Source organism: Vreelandella sulfidaeris Esulfide1, from assembly GCF_054072535.1.
The window spans coordinates 3922468-3947717 of sequence record NZ_CM133364.1; the positions used below are offsets into that span (position 1 = coordinate 3922468).

At 54.6% G+C, this 25250-nt stretch carries 25 protein-coding genes; 8 read left to right on the forward strand and 17 right to left on the reverse strand.

The features are described 5' to 3' along the window. Positions 1-4: 4 nt before the first annotated feature. The 4 genes from ACW44H_RS18240 to ACW44H_RS18255 form a co-directional block, all read right to left on the reverse strand. A complete protein-coding gene (locus ACW44H_RS18240) occupies positions 5-751 on the reverse strand; it encodes an outer membrane protein OmpK (protein WP_457505923.1) in 747 nt (248 codons plus the stop codon). Between the two features lie 74 nt (positions 752-825). After that, positions 826-1596, reverse strand: a complete 771-nt coding sequence (locus ACW44H_RS18245; RefSeq protein ID WP_113270503.1) for an ABC transporter permease — start codon at positions 1594-1596, stop codon at positions 826-828. A 14-nt stretch (positions 1597-1610) separates the two neighbouring features. Then, positions 1611-2393: an ABC transporter ATP-binding protein gene (locus ACW44H_RS18250; protein ID WP_113270502.1), complete on the reverse strand. Its 783-nt coding sequence runs from the start codon at positions 2391-2393 to the stop codon at positions 1611-1613. A gap of 2 nt (positions 2394-2395) precedes the next feature. After that, on the reverse strand, positions 2396-3454 hold the full coding sequence (locus ACW44H_RS18255) for an ABC transporter substrate-binding protein (protein ID WP_457505924.1): 1059 nt from the start codon (positions 3452-3454) through the stop codon (positions 2396-2398). Positions 3455-3859: 405 nt separating this feature from the next. Here ACW44H_RS18255 and ACW44H_RS18260 point away from each other — a divergent pair, with 405 nt between their 5' ends. Further along, positions 3860-5413, forward strand: a complete 1554-nt coding sequence (locus ACW44H_RS18260; protein ID WP_457505925.1) for a BCCT family transporter — start codon at positions 3860-3862, stop codon at positions 5411-5413. A gap of 25 nt (positions 5414-5438) precedes the next feature. Here the strand turns inward: ACW44H_RS18260 and ACW44H_RS18265 are convergent, their stop codons facing one another. Continuing rightward, on the reverse strand, positions 5439-6260 hold the full coding sequence (locus ACW44H_RS18265) for a flagellin N-terminal helical domain-containing protein (protein WP_457505926.1): 822 nt from the start codon (positions 6258-6260) through the stop codon (positions 5439-5441). A gap of 73 nt (positions 6261-6333) precedes the next feature. Further along, positions 6334-6780 carry a 2-amino-4-hydroxy-6-hydroxymethyldihydropteridine diphosphokinase gene (gene folK / locus ACW44H_RS18270; RefSeq protein ID WP_457505927.1) on the reverse strand — a complete coding sequence of 149 codons (447 nt, stop codon included), beginning with the start codon at positions 6778-6780 and terminating at the stop codon, positions 6334-6336. 193 nt (positions 6781-6973) lie between these two features. Between folK and ACW44H_RS18275 the strand changes: the two genes are divergently transcribed. Next, on the forward strand, positions 6974-7732 hold the full coding sequence (locus ACW44H_RS18275; RefSeq protein ID WP_457505928.1) for an SDR family oxidoreductase: 759 nt from the start codon (positions 6974-6976) through the stop codon (positions 7730-7732). Between the two features lie 103 nt (positions 7733-7835). Here ACW44H_RS18275 and ybiO read toward each other — a convergent pair whose 3' ends face one another. From ybiO to trhO, 5 genes are all read right to left on the reverse strand, one after another. Then, complete coding sequence (gene ybiO / locus ACW44H_RS18280) at positions 7836-10226, reverse strand: mechanosensitive channel protein (protein ID WP_457505929.1); 2391 nt, start codon at positions 10224-10226, stop codon at positions 7836-7838. 172 nt (positions 10227-10398) lie between these two features. Continuing rightward, positions 10399-10830: a YqaA family protein gene (locus ACW44H_RS18285; RefSeq protein ID WP_457505930.1), complete on the reverse strand. Its 432-nt coding sequence runs from the start codon at positions 10828-10830 to the stop codon at positions 10399-10401. A 16-nt stretch (positions 10831-10846) separates the two neighbouring features. Further along, positions 10847-11668 (reverse strand): IclR family transcriptional regulator, encoded by an 822-nt coding sequence (locus ACW44H_RS18290; RefSeq protein ID WP_457505931.1) that lies wholly within the window; start codon positions 11666-11668, stop codon positions 10847-10849. A gap of 169 nt (positions 11669-11837) precedes the next feature. Then, entirely contained in the window at positions 11838-12644 is an 807-nt protein-coding gene (locus ACW44H_RS18295; protein WP_113270493.1) for an enoyl-CoA hydratase, read from the reverse strand. 57 nt (positions 12645-12701) lie between these two features. After that, positions 12702-13655, reverse strand: a complete 954-nt coding sequence (gene trhO / locus ACW44H_RS18300) for an oxygen-dependent tRNA uridine(34) hydroxylase TrhO (RefSeq protein WP_457505932.1) — start codon at positions 13653-13655, stop codon at positions 12702-12704. Positions 13656-13863: 208 nt separating this feature from the next. Here trhO and ACW44H_RS18305 point away from each other — a divergent pair, with 208 nt between their 5' ends. Further along, entirely contained in the window at positions 13864-14553 is a 690-nt protein-coding gene (locus tag ACW44H_RS18305) for a pirin family protein (protein ID WP_457505933.1), read from the forward strand. A gap of 81 nt (positions 14554-14634) precedes the next feature. Here the strand turns inward: ACW44H_RS18305 and serA are convergent, their stop codons facing one another. Further along, complete coding sequence (serA, locus tag ACW44H_RS18310) at positions 14635-15879, reverse strand: phosphoglycerate dehydrogenase (protein ID WP_457505934.1); 1245 nt, start codon at positions 15877-15879, stop codon at positions 14635-14637. A gap of 248 nt (positions 15880-16127) precedes the next feature. Here serA and ACW44H_RS18315 point away from each other — a divergent pair, with 248 nt between their 5' ends. The 5 genes from ACW44H_RS18315 to ACW44H_RS18335 all read left to right on the forward strand — a co-directional run bounded on the left by ACW44H_RS18315 (position 16128) and on the right by ACW44H_RS18335 (position 20761). After that, positions 16128-16418, forward strand: a complete 291-nt coding sequence (locus tag ACW44H_RS18315) for an exodeoxyribonuclease VII small subunit (protein ID WP_113270489.1) — start codon at positions 16128-16130, stop codon at positions 16416-16418. Then, positions 16412-17305, forward strand: coding sequence for a (2E,6E)-farnesyl diphosphate synthase (gene ispA, locus ACW44H_RS18320; protein WP_457505935.1), 894 nt, complete (start codon positions 16412-16414; stop codon positions 17303-17305). Before ACW44H_RS18315 ends, ispA begins: the two co-directional genes overlap by 7 nt. Before the next feature lie 2 nt (positions 17306-17307). Then, entirely contained in the window at positions 17308-19230 is a 1923-nt protein-coding gene (dxs, locus tag ACW44H_RS18325; RefSeq protein WP_457505936.1) for a 1-deoxy-D-xylulose-5-phosphate synthase, read from the forward strand. Positions 19231-19275: 45 nt separating this feature from the next. Further along, positions 19276-20040, forward strand: a complete 765-nt coding sequence (gene djlA / locus ACW44H_RS18330) for a co-chaperone DjlA (protein WP_457505937.1) — start codon at positions 19276-19278, stop codon at positions 20038-20040. A gap of 97 nt (positions 20041-20137) precedes the next feature. Then, positions 20138-20761: a glutathione S-transferase family protein gene (locus tag ACW44H_RS18335; protein WP_113270485.1), complete on the forward strand. Its 624-nt coding sequence runs from the start codon at positions 20138-20140 to the stop codon at positions 20759-20761. 8 nt (positions 20762-20769) lie between these two features. On the opposite strand, the gene cheZ is transcribed toward ACW44H_RS18335, so the two are convergent. The 5 genes from cheZ to ribA all read right to left on the reverse strand — a co-directional run bounded on the left by cheZ (position 20770) and on the right by ribA (position 25005). Next, positions 20770-21453, reverse strand: a complete 684-nt coding sequence (cheZ, locus tag ACW44H_RS18340) for a protein phosphatase CheZ (RefSeq protein WP_457505938.1) — start codon at positions 21451-21453, stop codon at positions 20770-20772. A 183-nt stretch (positions 21454-21636) separates the two neighbouring features. Beyond that, the gene (gene trhA, locus ACW44H_RS18345) at positions 21637-22308 is read right to left on the reverse strand and encodes a PAQR family membrane homeostasis protein TrhA (protein ID WP_457505939.1); all 672 of its coding nucleotides are present in this window, start codon (positions 22306-22308) and stop codon (positions 21637-21639) included. A 208-nt stretch (positions 22309-22516) separates the two neighbouring features. Beyond that, complete coding sequence (locus tag ACW44H_RS18350; protein ID WP_457505940.1) at positions 22517-23023, reverse strand: hypothetical protein; 507 nt, start codon at positions 23021-23023, stop codon at positions 22517-22519. Positions 23024-23072: 49 nt separating this feature from the next. After that, on the reverse strand, positions 23073-24242 hold the full coding sequence (locus tag ACW44H_RS18355) for a zinc-dependent alcohol dehydrogenase (RefSeq protein ID WP_457505941.1): 1170 nt from the start codon (positions 24240-24242) through the stop codon (positions 23073-23075). A gap of 127 nt (positions 24243-24369) precedes the next feature. Beyond that, positions 24370-25005 carry a GTP cyclohydrolase II gene (gene ribA, locus ACW44H_RS18360; protein ID WP_457505942.1) on the reverse strand — a complete coding sequence of 212 codons (636 nt, stop codon included), beginning with the start codon at positions 25003-25005 and terminating at the stop codon, positions 24370-24372. Between the last annotated feature and the right edge of the window lie 245 nt (positions 25006-25250).

Here is a 25250-nt window from a genome sequence, read left to right on the forward strand (position 1 = left end):
TACCTTAAAAGTGGAACTTCACCAACGCACTGACGGCGCTTTCGGTATCCATCACGTTATCGGCCAAGCCATACTTATTCTCCCAGTAGGAGTACTCGATACCTGCATAAAGCACACCAGGATGGCCGCGGTAGTGGCCAAGGTCGAGCTTCAACTGCGGATTGAAATGGAACTCAGCGTCGTGATCCGACGCGGCCGATGAATAGTCGATATAGCCATCGAATAAAAAGCGCGATGCGCCTAGTTCAAATGGCGCGCCCCAGGTGAGCGTAAGCTGAAGATCATCGGCAATTTCACTGTTATTGACGTAATAAAACGTGCTGTTGAAATATTGGGTACCCGGCACGTCCCAGGCAAAATTGATACCCGTTAGAATATTGGTAGCATCGGTACCACCACCAAATTCGTAAGTACCCGCCAATGAGATATCTTTCATCGGCCCACGCTGTAAATCGACACCGCTGAGCCAACTAAGACTAAGTGCCGGTGAAAACTCACCGTAGAGGTCGTCGTCGCCATCGACCGAACCCCGCCCGTGGTTGCTGTCAACAAATAAGAAGGTGCCGCCCCAATCATGCGCGGTGACGTTCTCAAACGTCACGTAGGTGTCGGTGCGCTCATCGCGGCCAAACGCTTCATATTGATCACTGTAAAGCAGCGAGATACTCGAATCTGAAAACAATTTTTCAGCCGATGCCAGTGGCGATATCAATATGGCAGCCGCCATACCAGCTGTGGATAAGTATTTCATTCGTTCCCCCGAAAGTAATCGCTGGCTCAATGCCAGCTTTTTAGTACTGCAGCGATACGATGCCGCCGCAATGGTTAGCGCCCCTGGCCGCGATGCGCCCAGGCGGTCATACGTTTCTCTAATTGGGCAAAAAGCTCGTACATCACCATGGCCATGGCGCTGATAACCAATAACCCTGCAAATACCAGCCCCATACGCATTTGCGAACCAGCGCTCATCATCAGGTAGCCAATGCCCTGATTGGATGCGACAGTTTCCGACACAACTGTGCCAACAAAGGCCAACGTAATGGCGACTTTCAACGAGGCAAAAAAGTAGGGCAGCGAGCGCGGCAGACCCACTTTCAGCAGTACGTCCATCCGCCGTGCACCGAGCACTCGCAGCACATCTTCCATCTCGGGTTCTAGCGTGGCTAAGCCGGTAGCGACGTTGACCACAATGGGAAAGAAGCAGATCAAAAAGGCGGTAAGAATTGCCGGCACCGAACCAATCCCAAACCAGACCACTAAAATCGGCACAAAGGCCACTTTGGGAATAGCATTAAAACCCACTAACAACGGGTAGCATGCGTTATATAGAAAGCGTGACGAGCCGATAATAAAGCCCAACACCAACCCTACGGCAACGCCCAGACCAAAGCCGATCAGCGTGGTCCAGAAGGTTTGCCAGGAGTGCATGGCGATGGGGCCGGAATAAGTCACCAGCGCCTGTGCGGTCTCCAAGGCGCTAGGGAAGATAAAGCTAGGCACATCAAATACCCGCACCGTGGCTTCCCAGATAATGACCAGTGCGGCCACTGCAATCCAGGGCGCCAATCGCTCTACTAACTGATTATGTTTCGTCATAAGCGCGTCTTCTGTTACATACTGCGCACTTCACCAATCTGAGCGCGTAGTTCTTGCACTAGATCAATAAAGGGCTTTTGGTAAGTGGTTTCCAGTGCACGAGGGCGCGGCATTTCGATTGAACGCCGCTCAATCACCCGACCTGGGCGGCGACTCATGATATAGACGGTATCGGCCAGAAACGCCGCCTCGCGCAGATCATGAGTAACCAATACAACGGTAAAGCGCTGCGCTTCCCACAGGTCGCGCAGCACGCACCATAGCTCTTCGCGGGTAAACGCATCCAACGCGCCGAAGGGCTCGTCCAGCATTAACAGCCGGGGTTGATGAATTAATGCTCGACAGATCGATGCGCGCTGCTGCATACCGCCGGAAAGCTGCCAAGGGTATTGGTCTTCATAGCCTTCAAGCCCCACGGTCTTGAGCAGCTTGCGCGCCCAGTCAACAAACTCCTCGCGCCGCTTACGAAACTGATGGCGGTAAGGTTTGACGATTTCCAGCGGCAGCAAAACGTTATCCAGCGTAGTGCGCCAAGGCAGCAGGTTGGCGTTTTGAAACGCCATGCCGGAGATCTTCAGCGGCCCAGTCACCGGTTCTCCGTCTACCTTAATAGTACCGCCGGTCGGCGGTTGCAGCCCTGTACACAACTTCATGAAAGTGGATTTACCACATCCGGATGGCCCCACGAAGGCAACAAATTCGCCCTCGTGAATGCTCAAATCGATCGCTTCAATGGCATTACCGCTACCATCGTAGGCGTGGCTAACATCGTCAAACGTAACAAAACCAGACGCCATACTTATTCGCCTTCTTGATCTAGCAGTTGGCGTTCACTGCTCGGCGGCAGGTAGCGAGAATTGAACACTTGGTCAGGCGACGGCAGCGCCGGCAGGTCATAGGCATCGGCAACCAGCTGGATGGCCTCGCGCAAGCGCTCTTCATCAACACCCCCCACGCCATACTCGCGGGCATCCGGTGTATCTACCACGCTATCCAATGCCAATTTCAAACGGCGTGTTTCTATCTCCACATCAATCAAGCTATCGCGCTCACGTACGTACTCAATCGCTGCTTCAGGGTCTTTAAGCGTTTCGCCCAGGGCGCGATTAAACGCCCGCAAAAAACCTTGCACCGCCTCAGGATGTTCATCGGCAAACTCGTCGCTGGCGATAATGGCGTTGCCATATAGCGGTACACCATATTCGGGGAACGGCATAATCGTCAGCTCATCTTCACTCATACCTCGCTCTTCAAGGTTGAGCAGGCTGGTGAAGTAGAAACCGGTAATGGCATCCACATCGCCGCGGCTAAGCAGTGTTTCACGCAAAGAAGGGTCAACGTTCTGCCACTCAACAGCGTCAGCTTCCAGATCGTTGGCCTCGGCAAAAATACCCCAGGCGCGGTAACCGGTATCGAAGGCAGGTGCAGCAATGGTTTTACCAGCTAAGTCCGCCGGGGATTCGATATTGCTATCCTTGCGGGCAAAGACAGCTGCAGGCGTTCCATCGTATACAATGTAAACACCGCTAATGCCGGGGCCATCGGGGTTTTCTGCGAGAAACTCGACCAGCGCATTGAGATCGCCAAAGCCCATTTCGTAGGCACCCGAGGCAACACGATTAATCGCACCTGCTGAACCGCTGCCGGAGTCAATTTGAACATCCAGGCCCTCGTCGGCGAAGTAGCCGCGCGCTTCCGCCATTAGGAAAGGTGCCGCCGGGCCCTCAAAGCGCCAATCTAGTTGGAAGCGAATCTTAGTTTCTTCGGCATGACCCAGTACAGGCAGCCATAAGAAGACGGTAGCACCCGTTAATACAGCACGTTTTAATCCGCTACAGAGCATTGATGAAGCGTTCATGGCAAGCGTCCTTGTATACAAAAACTGTCTTATACCTTTAGCACGAACACTGCCATTTTTAATTAATTGCAATTATTTCAATAACTTAATTTATTTCCCTTCTGACACATACGATCACTCAGATAGACCTCCACGACACTGACCTACCCTCAATGCGCTAATAAAGTGCGCATAAAAACATTCCGCACCAAAAACTTTCTTTATTAGACGTTGGTCTATATTACCGATATACTGTGACCAGTTTCCTGTCCTCGCGCCATTCTTTGAATGGCGCTTTTTTTTACCCGCAATTTCCCTTTGTGTGTTCAGGAACCTCTTCACTGCCATGCGGCGTTAATCCGCTTAACGGTGCCTTTTGATAGGCTAAATTTCCGCTCCTTCCCGCTTCCCCATAAGGTATTTGATATGACCCAACCAAGCCCCAACCCTGAGGGCTCCCAACGTTTTTCGCTTGGCGATCCATTAGTGCTGACCCTCAGCATCGGCTTTATCGTCGCTTTTCTTGGGCTGTCCTTCTATGACGTTTCCCTGGTTGCGGACAGCATCAGTGCGAGTTTTGCCTGGACGGCATTGGTGCTGGGTAGCTACTTCCAGCTGCTGCTCTTAATGACGTTTTTCATTGCCATCGGCTTGGCCATGACCCCGGCGGGAAAAGCCAAAATCGGTAATCTGGATGCACCAGAAATGAGCACGTTCAAGTGGCTCTCGATCATTCTGTGCACGCTGCTGGCAGGTGGCGGGGTTTTCTTTGCTGCGGGTGAGCCGGTTTATCACTTTGTGGTGACGCCGCCTGCCTTTGATAGCGAAGCGGGCACTGCAGAAGCCGTTTCCGGTGCTTTGGGGCAGTCCTTTATGCACTGGGGCTTTATGGCCTGGGCCGTATTGGGGTCATTGACGGCAGTCGTTCTAGCGCATGCTCACTACGTGAAAGGGCAGCCGCTGCAGCCACGTACGCTGCTTTACCCTATTCTGGGTGAGCGCTTAATGCGTGGCCCACTGGGTGGCTTGGTCGACGCCTGCTGTGTGATTGCGCTGGTGGCGGGCACCGTGGGCCCAATCGGCTTTCTCGCCACGCAGGTTAGCTTTGGTCTTCATGAGCTGTTTGGTCTGCCGGAAGGCTACACCGGCCAACTGATTATTCTGGGCATACTTGCCAGCATTTATGTGCTCTCTTCCATGAGCGGCGTACACAAAGGTATTCAAATACTTAGCCGGTTCAACGTGTTATTGGCGCTCGCCATTGGGGCGGTGATTATTGTATTTGGCCCCACCCTGTTTCTGGTTAATAGCTACGTTTCAGGCATGGGCGCTTATATCAGTGAATTCTTCACCATGGCGACCATGACCGCTGAAACGGCACCAGCGTGGTGGATGCAGTGGTGGACAGTGTTCTTCTTTGCCTGGTTTATCGGTTACGCACCGGTAATGGCCATTTTTGTGGCGCGTATTTCGCGCGGTCGCAGCATCCGCGAAATGATCATCGCCGTGGCGGTGCTGGCGCCGATTGCTACCACCGTGTGGTTTACCCTGCTGGGCGGTTCGGGCATTTACTATCAACTCACTGGCGTGATTGATTTAACCGACGCACTGAATAACTTTCAGTTTGATGTCGCCACGTTAACCGTCGCCCAAGCACTGCCCGGCGGCACCTGGATGGCGCTGGCCATTTTGCTGCTAACGACGATTTTCGTAGCGACCACCGGCGACTCAATGAGCTACGCAATCGCAGTGGTCGGCGCGGGCCATGACAACCCAAGCCCGGTAATGCGTGCCTTCTGGGGCATCGCCATGGCGCTAATGGCTGCCGTGCTGCTATATATGGGCGCCGGTCAGATTAGCGCGCTGCAGCAGTTCATTGTTATCACCGCGATTCCGGTGTCGTTGATCCTGCTGCCGTCACTCTGGAATGGCCCGCAGGCAGCTTATGCCATGGCGCGGGAACAGGGCATCATTGAATAGGTAAGCCGCTCTAGCCCCAGCTCCCTTAAAGACTTTCCAGCAGCCGCAGAATCATTTGCGGCTGCTGATTGGCCTGGGCCAACATAGCAATGCCTGCCTGCTGCAAGATTTGCGCACGAATAAGATTGGAAACTTCCTGGGCATAGTCAGCATCTTGGATGCGCGAACGGGCGGCGGAAGTGTTGACAATATTGTTATTGAGGCCATCGATCACGCTCTCAAAGCGATTCTGCACAGCGCCCATATAGCTACGTTGGTGATCTAGCCGCTTGATAGCTTCATCAACCATATCGATAGGCTTTTCCGTCCCACTGCCATCGTCCAGTACGCTTAAGCCTTCCAGCCCCAGCCCTTGTAAATTCATGGCTTCAAAACGCACCGCGATGCTATCGCCAGCGTTGGCACCGACCTGAATATGTAACGACCTGGTCTCATTGATCAGCCCAATGCCGTTGAAGTTACTTTGCCCGGCAATGCGGTCGATCTCTTCCAAGCATTGACCGATCTCATTTTGAATCGAAGCAAGGTCACCAGAGGAGTTGGTGCCGTTAGCCGCTTGCACACTCAGTTCGCGTATGCGCTGAAGGTTATCGTTGATCTGATCGAGCGAACCTTCCGCTGTTTGCACCATAGAGATGCCATCATTGGTATTGCGGATCGCCTGGGTCATACCGCTGATTTGTGCCGTCATACGGTTGGCGATCGCCTGCCCGGCCGGGTCATCCTTGGCACTGTTGATGCGTAGCCCGGATGAGAGGCGCTGCATAGCGGTCTGCGTCGCTTGCTGACTGCCGCGCAGATTGTTTTGCGTGATGAGGGACATCAAGTTGGTGTTAAGGCTGAACAACGCGCGCCTCCGGGGGCGTTAGCCGACCCAGGCAAGGGCGGCTATATCGCTATTATCGGCCTTCTGATGGAAATCATGAGCGTTTTGCCGGTTCAAGCGTACGACCGCTGCTAGCGAGTACTTCATCGACCGGTGTTTTTACATAGTCGTGCTGATAGTAGCCTTCATCAACCACCTTTCCATCCCATGCCACAATGTCCAGATCCATCGTACGCGGTCCCGATTTAATTGTTCCCCGCACCCTGCCTAAACGATCTTCTACTTCTTTGAGATAGGCTCGAAACGCCTCATACTCAAGGTGCGTACTGACGAACAGCGCTGCATTTAAGAAATCAGGTTGTTGCTTGAAACCCACTGGCGTCGTGAGAATCGCTTTTGAACGAGCCAGCAAATTGCATTCACGGCCAATAATGTCGAGAGCTTGAGCGAAATAGTGGTCAGGGTCGATATTCGATCCCAATGAGATTAAACACTCATGAAGGGGGGTAGCCTGCTCGGTAGGTAAAGAGGGTGATGGCATTGCAACATCCTATTCAAGTGGCACTTTCTAGAACAGCTCTATTGTGATACAGCGGTATAAATACCTTCAGGCCAGCGCTGCGTGCAAGCTCTGTACAAGTTATTGACAAACGTTACACTCACGCAGAAAGTCTTTTCATGCCCATTAATCTCTATGCCCATTAATATACCCAATAAACAGTAGGGAACGCTGTATGCACCAACATGCTGCTCTGGTAACTGGCGGTGCCACTCGCTTAGGCCGGCACTTTGCTGAAGCCCTGGCCGATGCGGGTTATGACATCGCCTTGCACGTTAATCGCTCTCGCAACGAAGCTGAAGAAGTCGCTAAAGGCATTCGCGCCAAGGGACGCGAGTGTGAAATTTTTCACTGCGATTTTTTGAGTGATCAGTTAAGCGAAGAACTAGGCGGTTTACTTCAGACGGCGAAGCGACGCTTTCCTGGCCTTAACCTGCTGCTCAATAGCGCTTCCGCCTATGAGCCTGCACCCATTGCCGCTACAGAACTCGCTATGCTGGAAACGCAGTTCCGGGTCAATATGTTTACCCCGCTTTTGCTAACACGCCACTTTGCCGAGACGGTTCATGAGGGCCAAGTGATCAATATCATTGACAACAAAGTGGCCTACCACCAATACCCTTACGCGGCCTATTTACTCTCAAAAAAGAGCTTGGCGGAGATGACTCGAATGGCAGCGCTGGAGTTCGCTCCACGCATTCGGATTAACGGCATTGCGCCTGGCGTGGTGCTGCCTGCCTCTCAGCGTACTAGCGACTACCTTGAGTGGCGCACTGAAGGAATCCCCCTTCAGCGCCGAGGCGAGCCGGCCCATCTGGTGCAAGCTTTACACTACCTGCTGGGCAATGCCTTCGTCGCTGGTCAAATTCTGTTTGTCGATGGCGGTGAATCAATCAATGTCGAAGGGCGCCACTCAGAAAACTATAGCCCTTAAAAAACCGTGACATTAGAAACAGTAACCCTTAAAACGCAGCGGGGCCACCCGAAGGTGACCCCGCTGTAGCGCTTGATAACGGCCGATTTACAATAACGACAGGTTAGGTTTCATCGACGTCATCATGGTCGGGCTTAAGATGGTCAGGCTCATTGGTTTGCTGCACGCTTTGCTGGGTATCGTCCCGAGCAATGGGCGCCTCTTCCACTTTCTTCTCTTTAGCGGTCGACTCCAAGACCCGCACATTGGCAGGTGGTGTCTTCCCATTTTTGGTCTCACCAAAGTAGAGCGTGGTGTGCGGGAAAGGAATTTCTATACCCGCTTCATCAAAGCGCAGTTTAACCAGGCGATTGTAGGCGCGACCGACACCCCACTGATCGCCCGGCGTGGTTTTAATCACCACGCGGATATTCACAGAGCTATCCGCCAGCGCAGTAACGCCTGCCACGGTTAAGTCGTCCAATAGCTTTTTGCCGTGCTCCTCGCTCGCTTTGAGATCTTCAAAGGCCAGCTTGAGCTGTTCAATCGCCTCGTCAATGCTTTCATTGTAGCCAATACCGTATTCACCCACATGGTTGCCGTACTCACGCATGTAGTTGGAAACGGTATCCACACTTGAGAACGGCACGATGTGGTAAGTACCGGATAGATCGCGAATACCGACCGAGCGAATGCTGAGGCGTTCAGCGGTTCCCGTCACACCGCCCACCGTGACCACGTCACCGGTGTTCATGGCATTTTCTACCTGGATGAACACACCGGTAATCACATCCTGCACCAGCTTCTGGGCACCAAAACCAATGGCCAGACCCAGCACACCGGCACCGGCAATCAGCGGGCCGATATTGATGCCAATTTCCGATAGCACAATCATGCCGGTGATCGTCACCATGGCGATCGCCAGCGCATTGCGGAACAGGCCGAGCAAGGTTTTCGCCCGCGCAGAGGGCTCGCCGTAGCCGGTTTCCGGGTTGAGCTTATGCTCAATCAGGCTCGCTAGACCCAGCCAGACAGCTAAGGCCACTATCAAAATCACTGCCACACTGGCCAGGTTACCAACCAGATTAGCGCCACCTTCAGAGGCATACCAGGCGGCTAGATCAAAGGCACCCCAGGCATTCAGCACAACCATGACGACCACGATCAAAATGATCGTGCGCAGCACACGCAATGCATTAGGTACATAGCTATTTAAACGCTTTTCAAGCAAGGGCAGTTTGCGCCGCAGGTCGTCGGACAGCGTGATACGGCGGCCAATGGTCTGGGTAAGGAAAGACGATACCAACAACCCGACGACAATCGCAGCCAGGGACTTGAGGGTAGCAAACAACACAAACGGCAGCGCATCGCCGGGGCGGGTTAACGTCAGTACCAACACGATCAAAAAATACAGCAGCGCGAACAGGTGCCAAGTACGGGCAAATAGCTGCAGCGAGACACGGCTGGCGGTTAGCGTCGACTTGGCAGCCATATCATTAAGGTTATCGCGAAGGCGCTTGCGGTTTTTAAGTACGACGACCACCGCATAGATAAATGCCAACAGCATAATCAGCGTGCCTATCGCTTGTCCCAACGAGGCCGCCACGTAGAAATTGACCAGCGGCACTACGACCATCAGGCCGTAACCTACCATGCCGATCAATCGGGCTAACCAGCGGTTCCAGTAGGACGCTTCCTGGGCCGAAATAGGCAGCAGGCGAAGCCCTTCGTAGCGTGAAGAGAACAACATCCGCACACCGGCCTTGAGTAACTCAATAATCAAGAACGCGTTTAAAAACAGCGAGGCGCGAGTGGAAAGCTCACCGGCTTCACCAATGGCAAACGTAGCCAGTAAGTTGCCGCCAACGTAGGCAAAGGCGACAAGCAACACATCAATGATGGCGGCAATCGCTACGCAGGCAATCAAACGCAGTACCGGTGTTAAATTGGTGCCATTTAGCGACCAGCCGCTGATTTTAGTAAACAGCGGCTTTGCTAGTCGCCGGAAAATCATAAACATGGCAAAGGTAGCGACAATCACAATACCCAGATTGATCGCTGCACTGATGAACGCGGCCATATCAAAGACACTGTCTGCCTCTTGCCCCGTAAACAGTTCTCCCACGATGCTAACCACTTGCTCAAACTGACCCCCCACATCGCTTACTACGCGACTGGTGAGTTCAGCTAACTGGCGTGGCAACGACACATCTTCAGGCGCTATTTCGCTGCCCTGGGCAGCCGCTTCTGGCGAGAGCTCATCGGCAATACCATCGGGCAGCGCTGACGCTTGGCTGCGCAACATCTCAATCAGCTCTTGCCGCGCCTGCTCATCTTCCAGCAGATTAGCCAACGCCTCATAGGACGTAGGCGACGACTCAGCTGATTCTGCTGCGTCTTCTTCGGCGCTGGCAGGCTCAGTTGCCGTGCTCTGCGCCATTGCTGGCATGGCCATAATAGCGATCATCACTAATAGCCATGCAGCTAGCCAGGGTAATAAACGAAGTGGCTTCACACCTTAGCCTCCTTTGGGTGAGTGTTCTGTTCGATCTAACGGCTGCTTGGCCTTACCAAGCCTACCGTTTTAAGCAAGTCTGCTAGACAATCGCTACTGCCTGCACTGTACACTGCTAGCGCAGCTTGTTAAAAAGTTGTACAGGGTAACATGAGTTGATTAATAAGGTGTTTCACTGACACAACGGCGCTAACCAATGGTGCGCTAGCAACAATACCACGGCGTAGCGGGCACCTTTGGCGACCACAATCCACGCTAACGCCCGCCACCAGGGCAATCGAAACACACCGGCTAGCACGGTAAGAGGGTCGCCAATAATCGGCGTCCATGAAATCAGCAGGCTCAGCTCGCCAAAGCGGTGATACCAGCCCTCAGCGCGAGCCAAGCTCCGCGGTGATGCGGGAAACCAGCGACGGTCCTGAAACTGCCGTGCATAGCGTCCCAGGGCTACGTTGACCATACTGCCCAGGGTATTCCCCGTGGTAGCCACCACCCAAAGCGCCAGCGGCGCCTCTCCCAGACACCACAATCGCGCCAGCCACACTTCTGACCCACCGGGTAGCAGCGTAGCGCTCGCCAGGGCGACAAAAAACAGGCTCAGCATAGCTCAGCGGACCCCATTAGCGTGGCACCTGACCACCCAACTGTTGGGTGATCTCATCCGCCAGCTGGCGAACCAGTTCGCCGAGCGCTAACAATCGAGCCTCAGGAATACGCGCCATCGGGCCTGACACCGAGATCGCCGCCAGTGGCGTACTGTGCTCGTCGAATACGCAAGCAGCCACGCAGTGCAAACCGATAGCATGCTCTTCGCGGTCACAGGCAAAACCCTGAGCGCGAATCTGTGCCATCTCGGTTTGCAGGGGTTCCGGTTGATAAAGCGTATTGGCGGTCACTCTTACCAACTCGCGGCCATCTAGCAATTGAGCGCGCTCGTCATCTGACATCCACGCTAGCAGCGCTTTACCGACGCCGGAGGCGTGCAGCGGCGCACGGGAGCCTAGGCGAGTGATCATACGCATCATCTGGGGAGATTCATGCTGGGCGAGAAACACCGCCGTATCCCCATCACGGATACCCAAATTAGCGGTTTCGCCGGTTTCGGCCGTTAGGCGGCGCAACAATGGTCGGCTGGTCGCCACCACGTCGCGCGCTTCAAGAAAGCTATTGCCGATACGGAAGGTTTTAACATCAATTCGCCATAACCCTTGCTCATTCTCTTGGGTCACAAACCCCTGGCTTTGTAGCGCCTGTAACAGACGATGGGTCGTCGATGGTGCTAACTCGGCCATTTCTGCCACTTCCGAAAGGGCTAATCCTAGGGGGCTCGCTGCAAGATACTCCAGCAGCGTTAAGCCGCGTACCAGCGACTGGCTATGGCCGCCGCTAGCTTTGGCGGTATTCGCCGGACGACCGACCGTCCTGCGCTTGGCTTCACTCACCTGGTTTTCTCCTAAAGACGCTCCTAAAAAGACGCTTACAAAAGGCGCTCTTACCTAAAGCGCCTTTGACTAAGATGCCTTTCCTAAAACACAAAGGGCGCCAGGATAACGTGCCAACATAGCCGTTGTCGCGCTTTCGGAAACGAATTCCATTCATTGGCAAGCTTTATCAGCGATGCCGCCATTGCGGTGATCGTTTAGCCATGAACGCATCGATTCCCTCGCCGACATCCTCAGCCAGCATATTGCAGGCCATGGTTTCCCCGGCGAAGGCGTAAGCTTCCTCAAGTGGCATGGCAAGCTGGCGAGCAAACATCGCTTTGCCCGTTCGCACTGCCACAGCGCTTTTAGCGCAGATGCTGGCGGTCAGCGCGTCAGTTGCCTCATCCAGCGCATCGTCTTCTGCTACACGGTTAATCAAGCCCCACTCGGCGGCCTGATCGGCGCTGATAAACTCCCCGGTAAGCAGCATTTCCATAGCGCGCTTGCGTTGGATATTACGCGAGAGCGGTACGGCCGGGGTGGAGCAAAACAGGCCAACGTTAATGCCGGAGACGGCAAACCGGGCGCTGCGCGCCGCTACTGCCAGGTCACAACTCGCGACCAGTTGGCAGCCCGCGGCGGTAGCGATGCCCTGCACTTTGGCAATCACCGGTACCGGCAGGTGCACAATGGCCTGCATCACTTCGCTACAGCGGGAAAATAGCGCCTGGTAGTAGGCTTTATCGGGGTTGGCGCGCATCTGCTTTAAGTCATGCCCGGCGCAGAAGGCTTTACCTTCGGCGGCAAGTACCACGCAACGCACGCTGCTATCGTGAGCAATCTCGGTTAGCGCATCTTGAAGGGCTTGCAGCATGGCTTCAGAGAGCGCGTTAAATCGCTCGGGTGCGCTCATGGTGAGCGTTACAACGCCTTGATGCTCAAGGCGTTGGAGAAGAGAAGCAGTAGAAGATGGATCGTCTGAGCTGAAGGACATGGTGAACTCCTGGTATGAGTAGCACAGTGTCCATTAGTCTAGCGCACAAGCTTTTTATCAGGCTTTTTTCATTAGGCGGGTATCGCGGCCTAAGGGGTGCGGCTCGCCGCGCTGTTTCGCTAGATCGATTTGACGCTGGCGCTCACGGGCAGCGGCACGCGTCTTCTCCGGCAATGAATCGATGCAGTGGGGGCAGCTTATTCCCGGCTCATACGCAGATGACTGCATATCCTCGGCTGAGATGGGCATGCGGCAGGCGTGACACTGCTCGAACTCGCCTTTCGTTAAATCGTGGCGCACCGTGACCCGGTTATCGAACACGAAGCACTCACCGCGCCATAGCGACTGCTCTTCCGGGACTTTTTCCAGGTAATTCAGCACACCACCTTTCAGATGATAAACCTCTTCAAAGCCTTCTTTAAGCATAAAGCTTGAGGCTTTTTCACAACGGATGCCGCCGGTACAGAACATGGCCACTTTCTTGTGCTTTTCCGGGTCGTAGTGCTCACGCACATACTCGGGAAACTCACGGAAAGTAGTGGTTTTAGGGTCAATCGCCCGTTCAAAACTACCGATCGCTACTTCGTAGTCATTGCGGGTATCGATCACCAGTACTTCCGGGTCAGCGATGATGTCGTTCCACTCTTCGGGCTCAACATAGGTACCGACAGTGTCGTTGGGATCGATATCGGGCACGCCTAACGTGACGATCTCTTTTTTGAGCTTCACCTTGGTGCGATAGAAAGGGGTTTCGTCGCAATAAGACTCTTTATGATCAATATCAGCCAAGCGTGGGTCAGCGGTCAGCCAGGCAAGCAAGCCGTCAATACCTTCACGACTGCCAGCGACGGTGCCGTTAATGCCCTCTTTGGCGAGCAGCAGCGTGCCCTTTACGTCGTTATCGAGCATGGTTTGCCGCAGTGGCTCGCGCAGCGCTTCGAAGTCGCTCAGGGTGACAAATTTATACAGCGCCGCAACCACGATGGGCGGCGTTTGAAGAGTGGTTGTCATGGAGTGCTCCAGGTAGTCGCCCTCGTAAAGGGCGGACCGGGTTTAAACAGGCCGCGATTTTACTCGAAAGCTAACCAAAAGTTTAGCGCTGGCGATCACATTTGATGCATCGATTTATTCGAAGATATCGTGCTGAAAGCTTCACCCCACACAGCCGCAGTGAGGCGTATATTGTCACTATTCCCTCACGCAACCTGCGGAGCACAGCATGATTATTCGTCGTTCAAACGAGCGGGGCTACGCCGACCACGGCTGGCTACGCTCTTTCCATACCTTTTCATTTGCCAACTACGTTGACCGCAACCACATGGGCTTTCGCGCCCTGCGCGTGATCAACGAGGATCGCGTCGCGGGCGGCCATGGCTTTGGCGCCCACCCCCACCGGGATATGGAGATTATTTCCTACGTGCTGGAAGGGGAAATGGAGCATAAAGACAATATGGGCAACGGCGAGGTGATGCGCCCAGGCGATGTGCAGCGTATGTCGGCAGGCACCGGGGTGCTGCACAGCGAGTTCAATCACTCCAAACAGAACGAGCTGCATTTCCTGCAAATATGGATTGAGCCTAAACAGCTCGGCATTAAGCCCAGCTACGAGCAGAAAGCATTTCCTACCGCTGAGCGGCAGGGCCAGTGGCGGCTTGTTGCTTCTGAAGAAGGCCACGAAGGCTCAGTAAGCATCAATCAGGACATGAACCTTTACGCGGGCTTGTTCAACGCTGGCGAACAGCCAACCCCGCCGCCTGCGCGCTACGCTTGGTTGCATGTTGTTAATGGCGAAATGGAGGTCAATGGCGCGACGCTTCACGCAGGCGACGCTGCAGCGTTCCAACCGGATGAGGCGATCAATCTCACTGGTAAACAAGCAGGCGAAGTGCTGCTGTTTGATCTCGCTTGATTAGTTGTTTTTCGACGCTAACCAAAACGGCCCCAATGAAGGGGCCGTTTAATGTCTGAAACAACGTCTTAGCTAACAGGATTAGCTATTTTGTGACGAGTAGAGCGCACGAATTTTCAGTGTGTGATCTACCTCACGCAACGCTTCCAGCGCCTGAGGGCCGTAGGCTTTATCCACGTCGATGACCACATAGCCGACTTTCTCGTTGGTCTGAAGATACTGGCCCGAGATGTTAATGCCGTTTTCAGACAGCACGCGGTTAATCTGCGACAGCACGCCCGGCACGTTGTCGTGAATGTGCAGCAAGCGGTGCTTGTCCGGGTGAGCCGGCAGCGCCACTTCGGGGAAGTTGACCGACGTCACGGTGGTACCGTTATCGGAGTAAGTGATCAGTTTTTCCGACACTTCAATACCGATATTCTCCTGGGCTTCCAGGGTAGAACCACCGATGTGCGGCGTCAGAATCACGTTCTCTAGGCCGCGTAGCGGGCTTTCGAACTCTTCGTCGTTGCCTTTGGGCTCGACCGGGAAGACGTCGACTGCGGCACCGTTGAGATTACCCGCTTTAATGGCCTCGGCCAACGGTTCAATCTCCACCACGCTGCCACGCGAGGCATTGATAAAAATCGCGCCAGGCTTCATGGCAGCGATCTCTTTTGCGCCGATCATCCAGCGGGTAGAGGCAAGGTCGGGCACGTGCAGGCTAACCACATCGGCGCGCCCCAATAGCTCTTCCAGGCTGGCGACCTGACTGGCGTTACCCATACCCAACTTGGTGATCACATCGTAATAAATGACGTTGAAGCCCAATGATTCCGCCAGTACGGAAAGCTGCGCACCAATGCTGCCGTAGCCCACAATGCCCAAGGTCTTGCCGCGCGCTTCGTGGGAATTCTTCGCCGACTTTAACCAACCCCCCTGGTGGGCACGGGCGTTCTTCTCGGGAATACCGCGCAGCAGCATGATCGCTTCCGCCAGCACCAGCTCGGCCACCGAGCGGGTGTTGGAGTACGGCGCATTAAACACCGCGATACCCCGCGTAAGCGCGGCGGTCAAATCGACCTGATTGGTGCCGATACAGAAACAGCCAACGCCGACCAGCTTCTCGGCCGCCTCGAACACGCGCTCAGTCAGCTGGGTGCGGGAACGAATACCAATGAAGTGCACATCACGGATCTTTTCGATCAGCGCGTCTTCATCAAGCGACGTGGGGAGATGCTCGATATTTTCATAACCGGCGTTGTGAAAATTGTCCACCGCACTTTGGTGGACGCCCTCGAGTAGCAGGATCTTGATCTTGCTCTTGTCCAGGGACGTTTTGGCCATGGCTGAATCAACCTCTATGGTCGGCGGCATGCGCCGTGTATCGGTTCACGGGAGGCGCATATCGTAGCACAGCCCACTCCATTCAGGCCGGGTCTAGATGATGAAAAGTGTGCGTGCTGACAATGAATACAGCGCAAGTCGTTACTATAAGCGTAGGCTGAAAGGCAGACGCCACCCCCTGGCGTCGGTGTATACTGTGCGCTTATTTCAGCTTATTTTAAAAACATACCGGTTTGCAGGCGCACCCCATGAGCGATACGACATCACCTCCGCAGGATTTTGCCGCGACGGTTGAACAACTCGAAACTATCGTTGAACGTCTTGAGTCAGGCGAGCTCTCATTGGAAGATGCGCTGACCGCGTTTGAACAAGGCGTGCGGCTAACGCGCGATGCTCAGCAGCGCCTGGATAGCGCCGAGCTTAAGGTTCGTGCGCTCAGTGAAGACCGCGAAGGCCGTCTAAACGTAACGCCGTTTGATGGCCCCGACGACCCCAAGGATGCGGCCGACGAAGAGAGCAAGGAGACGCCCCCATGGTAGCCACGCAGCGAAGCCCGCTTGCCACCCAGCGCCATACCAGCACTGCCCGCGTTGATGCCACTTTGGCAGCCCTGTTTGATAGTCGTCCAGCGGTAGCGCCACGTCTTGAGGCCGCCATGCGCCATGGCCTGCTGGTGGGCGGTAAACGCCTGCGCCCGTTGCTGGTGTATATGGCCGGCCATGCGCTAGGGGCTAAAAACGACGACTTGGATGCACCCGCCGCAGCCATTGAGTTAATCCATGCCTACTCGCTGATCCATGACGATTTACCCGCAATGGACGACGACGACCTGCGCCGCGGCCAGCCTACTGTGCATAAAGCCTTCGATGAGGCGAGCGCAATACTGGCTGGCGATGCACTGCAAGCACTAGCGTTTGAAGTACTCGCCAGTACTGCCCATCCACGTCTGGCGAATATGGTACACACGTTAGCTGACGCCTCGGGGCGAGATGGCATGGTGGCAGGACAGGCGCTGGATTTAGACGCCGTTGGCGGTCACCCCGATGTTGACGCCTTAGCCCATATGCATGCTCATAAAACCGGCGCCCTCATTGTGGCGGCTGTCCGCCTGGGCGGCTTGGTGGCGGTGGCTGACGATGACCCCCGCTTAACCGCGTTGACTCGCTACGCACGCGCCATTGGTCTAGCCTTTCAGATTCACGACGATATCCTGGACGTGATCGGCGACACCGTTACGCTAGGCAAAACGTCAGGCGCTGATGCCGCCCGAGCCAAGCCCACCTACCCCAGCCTGCTGGGGCTTGAGGGCGCTCAACGAAAAGCACATAGCCTGATTGACGAGGCCATTGCCGCGCTCGCCCCCTTGGGCGAACGTGCCGCACCGCTGGCCGACTTAGCCCACTACATGATCGAGCGCGACCACTAAAGATGCCCATGAAGCTGTTCGACGTAATACCCCGCGAGCGCCCCGCGACGCCGCTGCTCGACTCCTTTGACCACCCCGCTGCCCTGCGGGCCATGAACGCCCAACAGCTCGGCCAATTGGCTGACGAGCTACGCGCCTATCTACTTTATAGCGTGGGTGTCTCGGGTGGTCATTTTGGCGCCGGGCTCGGCGTGGTTGAGCTGAGCGTTGCCTTGCACCACATTTTCCATACGCCCCATGACCGCCTGGTCTGGGATGTGGGCCATCAAGCCTACCCGCATAAAATCCTTACCGGCCGGCGTGAAACGATGCTCAGCATTCGCCAGCACGGCGGTTTGGCGGCGTTTCCACGCCGCGCCGAGTCTGAGTACGACACCTTCGGGGTCGGTCACTCCAGTACGTCGATTTCGGCGGCGCTAGGCATGGCATTGGCGGCGAAAGCTCAAGGCGATAAACGGCGAGTGTGCGCGATTATCGGCGACGGCGCGCTTACTGCAGGCATGGCATTTGAAGCCCTTGCCCACGCGGGCCATGTCGATGCCAATCTGTTGGTGATACTCAACGATAACGAAATGTCGATCTCCGAGAACGTCGGCGGCATGGCGACCTATCTCGCCCGCGTGCTCTCCAGCAAGCCCTACCTCAAAATGCGCGAAGAGGGCAAAAAAGTGCTGTCGCATCTGCCCGGCGCATTGGAACTTGCCCGGCGCACCGAAGAGCATATGAAAGGCATGGTGAGCCCCGCCACGCTGTTTGAAGAGATGGGCTTTAACTACGTTGGCCCGATCGACGGCCATGACCTCGAATCGCTGACCGATACGCTGGAAAACCTGCGTGATCTAGAAGGCCCGCAGTTTCTGCATATCAAAACCGTGAAAGGTAAAGGTTTCCTGCCAGCTGAAGCAGATCAAATTGGCTACCATGCGATCACCAAGCTGGAGAAACCAAGCACCACAGTCAGCGCCGCGACGGTTAGCAAACCGGCGGTTAAGAGCGTCGCCAAGAAAAAATACTGCAATGTGTTCGGCGACTGGCTATGCGATATGGCCGCCGTTGATCCGCGCCTGATGGGTATTACGCCCGCGATGCGCGAAGGTTCCGACCTGATTCGCTTCTCCAAAGAGTACCCACAACGCTATTTCGATGTTGCGATTGCCGAGCAGCACGCCGTGACGCTAGCGGCGGGTATGGCCTGCGAAAGCATGAAGCCGGTGGTAGCAATTTACTCAACCTTTCTACAGCGTGGCTACGATCAGTTGATTCATGACGTCGCGGTGCAGAATCTGGATGTCACCTTCGCCATTGACCGGGCGGGGCTCGTCGGTGAAGACGGCCCCACCCACCACGGCAGCATGGATCTTTCCTTTCTGCGCTGCGTACCGGGCATGGTGATCCTGGCGCCGGCCGATGAAGCCGAATGCCGTGCCATGCTCAGTGCGGCTTACCATCATCCTGGCCCCGCTGCGGTGCGCTACCCCCGGGGCACCGGCCCAGGCGTGGAGATCCCTGCCCACCTAGAGCCGCTTCCCATCGGCAAAGCCGAGGTGCGCCGCCAAGCGGCGAACGATAACGTCCGTATTGCATTGCTTGCCTTTGGCAGCCTGAATAGCGCTGCCGCCGACGTCGCCCAACGGCTTAACGCTACCCATATCAATATGCGCTCCATTAAACCCTTGGATCGCGATGCGATACTGAATGCTGCCGATGAGCATGAATTATTGGTAACACTGGAAGAGAACGTGATTGCCGGTGGCGCGGGCAGCGCCGTGAATGAGTTACTCCACGCTGAAGGGGTACAGGTAGAAGTGCTCAACCTCGGCTTACCGGACGCTTTTGTGGAGCACGGCACACCCGCACAGCTGCTTGCCGACTGTCAGTTGGATAGCGAAGGCATCGAGCGCGCCATTCGCGCCCGTCTGCCATAGACTGCGGCCCTAGGCCCTTACTTTAAAACGACACTTGAGATTGCCATGCTATTGCTTATTGTTATTTTCGGCCTGATCGGTCTTGCGTTCGGTGGCCCAGTGGGGCTATTGATCGGCGGCGGCCTGGGCTGGTGGCTGGGACGGCGCATCAGCCGTCGACTGAATATCGCGCGGACACGCATCCAGGAAGGCTTTCTAGAATCGATTTTCTCTGTGATGGGTTGCCTGTGCCAAGCCGACGGTAAAGTAACGGATGGCGAGCTGGATGTAGCCGAGAAGTTATTTGACCAAATGCGACTTCAGGGCGAACAGCGTGCCAAGGCCCGCGCTGCTTTTGAGCGCGGCCGCGCCGATGACTTCAACCTAGACGCCGAACTCGCCAACGTTAATCAGTTAACCCAGCGTCAGCCCGTATTACGCCAAGTCTTTATTCAGGTTCAACTTTCAGCCATCGCCGCTGACGGTGTGCTCCACCCCGCCGAGCACGATATGATCCTGCGGGTCGCGCGCGGCGTGGGCTGCAGCGATGCCGAAGTTCAGCAGATTGAAGCGATGCTGCACGGCGCGGCCGCTAACTCCAAAGGCGCCAGCGAAGAAGCCCTTAAAGATGCTTACCGCGTTTTGGGGATCTCTGAAGATGCCAGCGACACCGAGATTAAAAAAGCCTACCGCCGCCTGATGAGCCAAAATCACCCCGACAAACTCGCCGGAAAAGGCCTGCCAGAAAGCATGCGCGACATCGCCCAGGCGCGCACCAGCGAAATCGGCAACGCCTACGAGCGTATTCGCGAAGCGCGGGGCAGCGCCTGAAGATCGTCACGCTTAGGTAATCGACAGCGCCACGAACCACCGCTAGATTGAAGCATTGATATTGAAGCATCAATTATTGTCGGCAGGAGCACACGCCATGATTACGCTATACAGCTTTCCCCAATCGCGCTCGCTAAGAGCGGCGTGGACACTTGAGGAGCTAGGCCTGGAGTACCAGTGCCAGCATGTGGCGCTGGATAAAGGTGAGGGCCAAACAGCCGAGCATTTGGCGCGCCACCCGGACGGTAAGGTACCGGTCATGGTGGATGGCGATATTCAGTTGTTTGAGTCGGCGCCCATTTGCCGTTATCTAGCCGATACCTATGGCGATGGCACGCTGCTACCCAGCGATCCTGCCGCCCGCGCGCAGGTCGATCAATGGCTCAGTTTTATCATTACGGAAATCGAGCAACCGCTGTGGAATCAAGCCAAGCATAAGTTTGCCCTGCCCCAAGATAGGCGTGTACCCGCCATTTTACCGGTCTGTGCCTGGGAGTTTCAGCGTGCGTTAAGCGCTCTGGAGCGCCGCCACAATGGCCAAGCAACCCTGGTAGGCACCACCTTTACCCTGGCGGATCTGTTTTTAACTCATACCCTGTCGTGGGCAGTCAGTATGAAGCATCGCTTACCCGAGCCGTTACAGGTCTATCGCAAACGCCATACTCAGCGCCCCGCCATGGCTAAGGCCATTGAAAAAGAGCAGACGGCCGCAAAGAGCTGAAGGGTCTCTTAAAAGCCAAGCTCATCAAGCAGGTCGTCTACCTGATCCTGTCCTGCCACTGCGTCCGCCTTGTTTTGGCTTACCTGCGGCCCATTACGCAGTCTGGCGTGTTCATCTCGATCATCTTCAGTCTTAACCCCATCGGTGATATTAGGAACATTATCCACCAATACCTGAACAAGCTGTTCTTCGATTAGCTTAATGACTTCCATCATTTTCTTAATCACTTGACCGGTGAGATCCTGGAAGTCTTGAGCCATCATAATTTCTAGCAACTCTTTTTGCGTAGCCCCTGTTGCGGTGGGAAGCTTATTGCTCAAAAAGTGCTGCGTATCCTCAACAAGCGCTGGGTCGCTTTCTACCACTGCAGTCGCTACCGCTGCCTGCCAACGCTTATTAAGCGCGGCGCCTTCATCTTCCAGTCTATCTTGCAAGGGTTGCGCGCGTTCAACGGCATTTAGCGCGCGTTCTGCGGCCTGCTCCGTCATCGAGGCAACATAGTTAAGCCGGTCGTTCGCGTCAGGTATCGCTTGCGCTGCCTGGGAGATCTGCTGATCTAACCCCAGCTCTTTCATACTGTCCCGCAGCAGTCTTGTTAAGTGGCCTATACGATGAACCATGTCATCGGCGCTGCCTTGCTTTGCCAGCACCGACGGCATCGTCGAGTCGTGGGCATTATTTGTCGAACTCATGCTAATCCTCTTTTTGGAAAAGCTCGTTAAGCTTTTCCTTTTTGGTCTTGCCCATTAACGATAAGTACCTCAAAGCGATACTACCTTTTTATGAGAAAAACATTGGCGACATTAATGATATAAAACGTCTGTCGACGGACCTTACAGTAGTTGTGAGAAAGCCACCATCGAAGCTCAAGCAAATTAGGTATGAGGTAGTACGGCGCTATAAACGGCAAAGTAATGACAGACGCTTCCGACAATGACAAATAAATGCCAAATAGCGTGGTTATAGGGGATAGCACGCACGGCGTAAAAGATAACGCCTAGTGTGTAGACCACTCCCCCGGCGGCTAGTAGTACGATGCCGTTCGCCGATAAGCTTGCCGCCATTTCGCCAGCTGCCAGTACAATCATCCAGCCCATGAGGAGATAAATTGCTACGCGTAACATCGAAAAGCGATGCGGCCAACGTAGCTTGCAGGCAATCCCCACCAGCGCCAGCGACCATACAGCGACAAACAAGACCCAGCCCGTTGGTCCGCGCATATTGACGAGCAGAAAGGGGGTATAAGTTCCTGCAATGAGGAGATAGATCGCGCAGTGATCCAGTAGTTGAAAGCGCTGCTTCCACTGACGATGAGAAATACCGTGGTAAAGGGTCGAGGCAGTGTAAAGCAGCACCAAAGTAGTGCCGTATAGGCTTAAGCTGGCAATTTTCCATGGGTCGGCATGAGCCGTTAAGCTCGCTGCAACCAGCAGTACAACCATTCCCACCAGGCTGAGCACAGCGCCAATACCGTGGGTGATACTGTGTAGCCACTCTTCGATAACGCTGAATTCGCCCAGCGGGTCGTCGACACGAGTATTGTTCATTGGAGGCTCCTCTAAACGCCCTTACGAATTCATCGCTTAATTATTTTATAGCTTGGGCATGCAAAAATGACGAGTCGCCTTCATCAAGAAACTGCTCGCGGCAGTTGGCTCCCTACTTAACAGAATAAAACCGAACCCGGATACATGTGCCGAGTTCGGTTCTTTATAGAGCCATTACTCTGATCTTCGCAGATTCTCGCTGACGCTCTTAAAGCGTTGGATAAGGCAAGGCATCTTTCATATCGGCGGGCACTTGAAAATCTTGAGCGCCCCCCCGTGCGCTTGCTAGTCCTTGTGGAAAACCGCTTCGATGACTGTAATCAGGCGTTATGCCTCTTTGATAGGCATGTCGTGGGCTTAAACCCTTGGCACAGGCGCAATCAATGGCAGTAAGGATGCCCACGACGGACAATGCCAAGTAGACGTTTTCTTTCTTGGTATTGTGTTCATCTTTTAAGGCATACGTGAGTACGGCAAGATCAACAACATCGCCTCCCAAGCGGCTCCATATTGCGGGAGTGGGGTTATCTGAAAGCGCACCAATACCACTCATTATTTCTCTTGCCCCACAGGCACGCATGCTGTTTTCATTGCCTTGCATACCGAGCTGACGGGTAAGTTTACCTGGCGCTAACAGCTTATAGAGCCCCATACCCAAGCTTAGCCAGCCGAGCCCACGGGCGAGTTTGTCTGATGAGCTTTGCGAATGAGTCATACTTGATTGCTTATGCATCATTACCTCATTACCTCCGTGTCTGGTTTGTTCAAGGCTTGAGAATCACCTTGACGCAGCCATCCTGTTTATCGCGAAAGGTCTTATACATTTCGGGACCTTGGTCCAAACCAACGGAATGCGTGATAACAAATGAGGGATCGATCTGCCCCTCATCAATACGACGGAGCAAATCATCAGTCCAGCGATTAACGTGCGTCTGACCGGTACGCACAGTCAGCCCTTTGTTCATTAATGCGCCCATGGGGATCTTATCGACCAGACCGCCGTAGACGCCAGGAATAGACAGCACCCCAGCAGGACGACAGACATAGATCATCTCGCGAAGTACGTGGGCACGGTCACTTTCCAACATCATCGATTGCTTGACTCGGTCATAAACAGAGTCAAGTGAACGGGTGGCATGCGCTTCGAGACCTACGGCATCGATACATTTTTCTGGCCCCTTACCGTTGGTTAGATCCTTTAACCGACTCAAGACGCTTTCTTTGTCGAAGTTGATAGTAATCGCCCCACCCGCCTCTGCCATGGAGAGCCGCTCGGGAACGTTATCGATGACTACGACTTGTTTTGCGCCTAAAAGCACCGCGCTGCGAATACAAAACTGGCCCACGGGGCCTGCGCCCCAAACCACGACCGTGTCTGTCGGTTGAATGTCGCACTGAACCGCTGCCTGCCAACCCGTAGGGAAAATGTCACCGAGGAACAGCACTTGTTCATCGGTTAGGGTGCTGGGTACTTTTATATGCGTAGTGTCGGCGAAAGGCACCCGGACAAACTCTGCCTGACCACCGGCATACCCACCCGTAAGATGAGAATAGCCAAATAGGCCTGCACCACCATGGCCAAACGCCTTATCAGCCAAACTCTTATTACGGTTAGAACGCTCACAAACCGAATAATTGCCGCGCTGGCACTGTTCGCATTCACCGCAGAAAATGGTGAAAGGCACCACCACCCGATCGCCTACTTTCAGGTTTTTCGCTTCGCTGCCGACCTCCATCACCTCGCCCATGAATTCATGGCCAAGTACGTCGCCCGATTGCATACTGGGAATAAAATGATCGTATAGATGAAGGTCTGAGCCACAGATCGCACAGCTACTTACATTAACAATAGCGTCGCGAGGGTGCTCAATTTCCGGGTCTGGTACCGTGTCATAACGAACATCATTTTTGCCGTGCCAGCAAAGTGCTTTCATCGTTGCTTCTCCTTAACATTTTCCCCTGGGTTAGCCTCCTGCTCTATTCAACATAGCTCAGTTGCCGGGCAAAAAAGATTAAAAAAAAGCAAGTTTCCGACGTCGCTACAGCATCATATCCTGATCATCACCCCTTGCGCTCAATATCCACATCGCTGGCGTGGGTGAAGTCATCCAGGGCCATCATATGGCCGAGTTTTCCCGCTTTGGTGGAAAGATACTGCTCGTTATGCGGATTCAGGCCGGTGGTAATCGGTAGGCGTTCCACTACGTTGACGCCATCGCGGGTCAGTGCGTCCACTTTGCGTGGGTTGTTGGTCATTAACCGCAGTGATGTGATGCCCAGATGGTTGAGCATCGGCACGCACAGATCGTAGCGACGCATATCGGCACCAAAGCCAAGTTGCTCATTGGCTTCAACTGTATCAGCGCCCTGATCCTGCAGGTGGTAAGCGCGAATTTTGTTTAATAGCCCTATACCGCGTCCTTCTTGGCGCAGGTAAAACAGCACACCGCGACCCTCTTCAGCAATGCGCTTAAGCGCTTCTTGTAGCTGATAGCCACAGTCGCAGCGCATTGAAAAGAGCGCATCACCCGTCAAACACTCGGAATGTACCCGCCCTAACACCGGCTGGTCGCCAGTCACATCACCCAGCGTTAGAGCGATATGATCCTTGCCGGTGGCCTCGTCTTCGAAGCCATGCATAGTAAAAGTTGCCCAGGGCGTGGGCAGTTGAGAAGCGGCAATGAAGCGAATGGTCACAGGTTACCTCGCTGATTGACCAAACCAGTTAACCACACCAGTGTTGGCAAAGTGGGCAAGTATTCTAACAGGAAGCGGCGCCCGCCTCACGGTGGTAACGCGGCTTAAATCGGTTAATTAGCGGAGAAAAATTGGCTGGGTGCGACGATTTTTGCCACCCAGTACGCCGCTCTAGCGCCTAACTTCAAGTACAATTGTCCCATACGATCCCACGTAAGATGCGGGCAAATTTCTTAAGAGCAAGT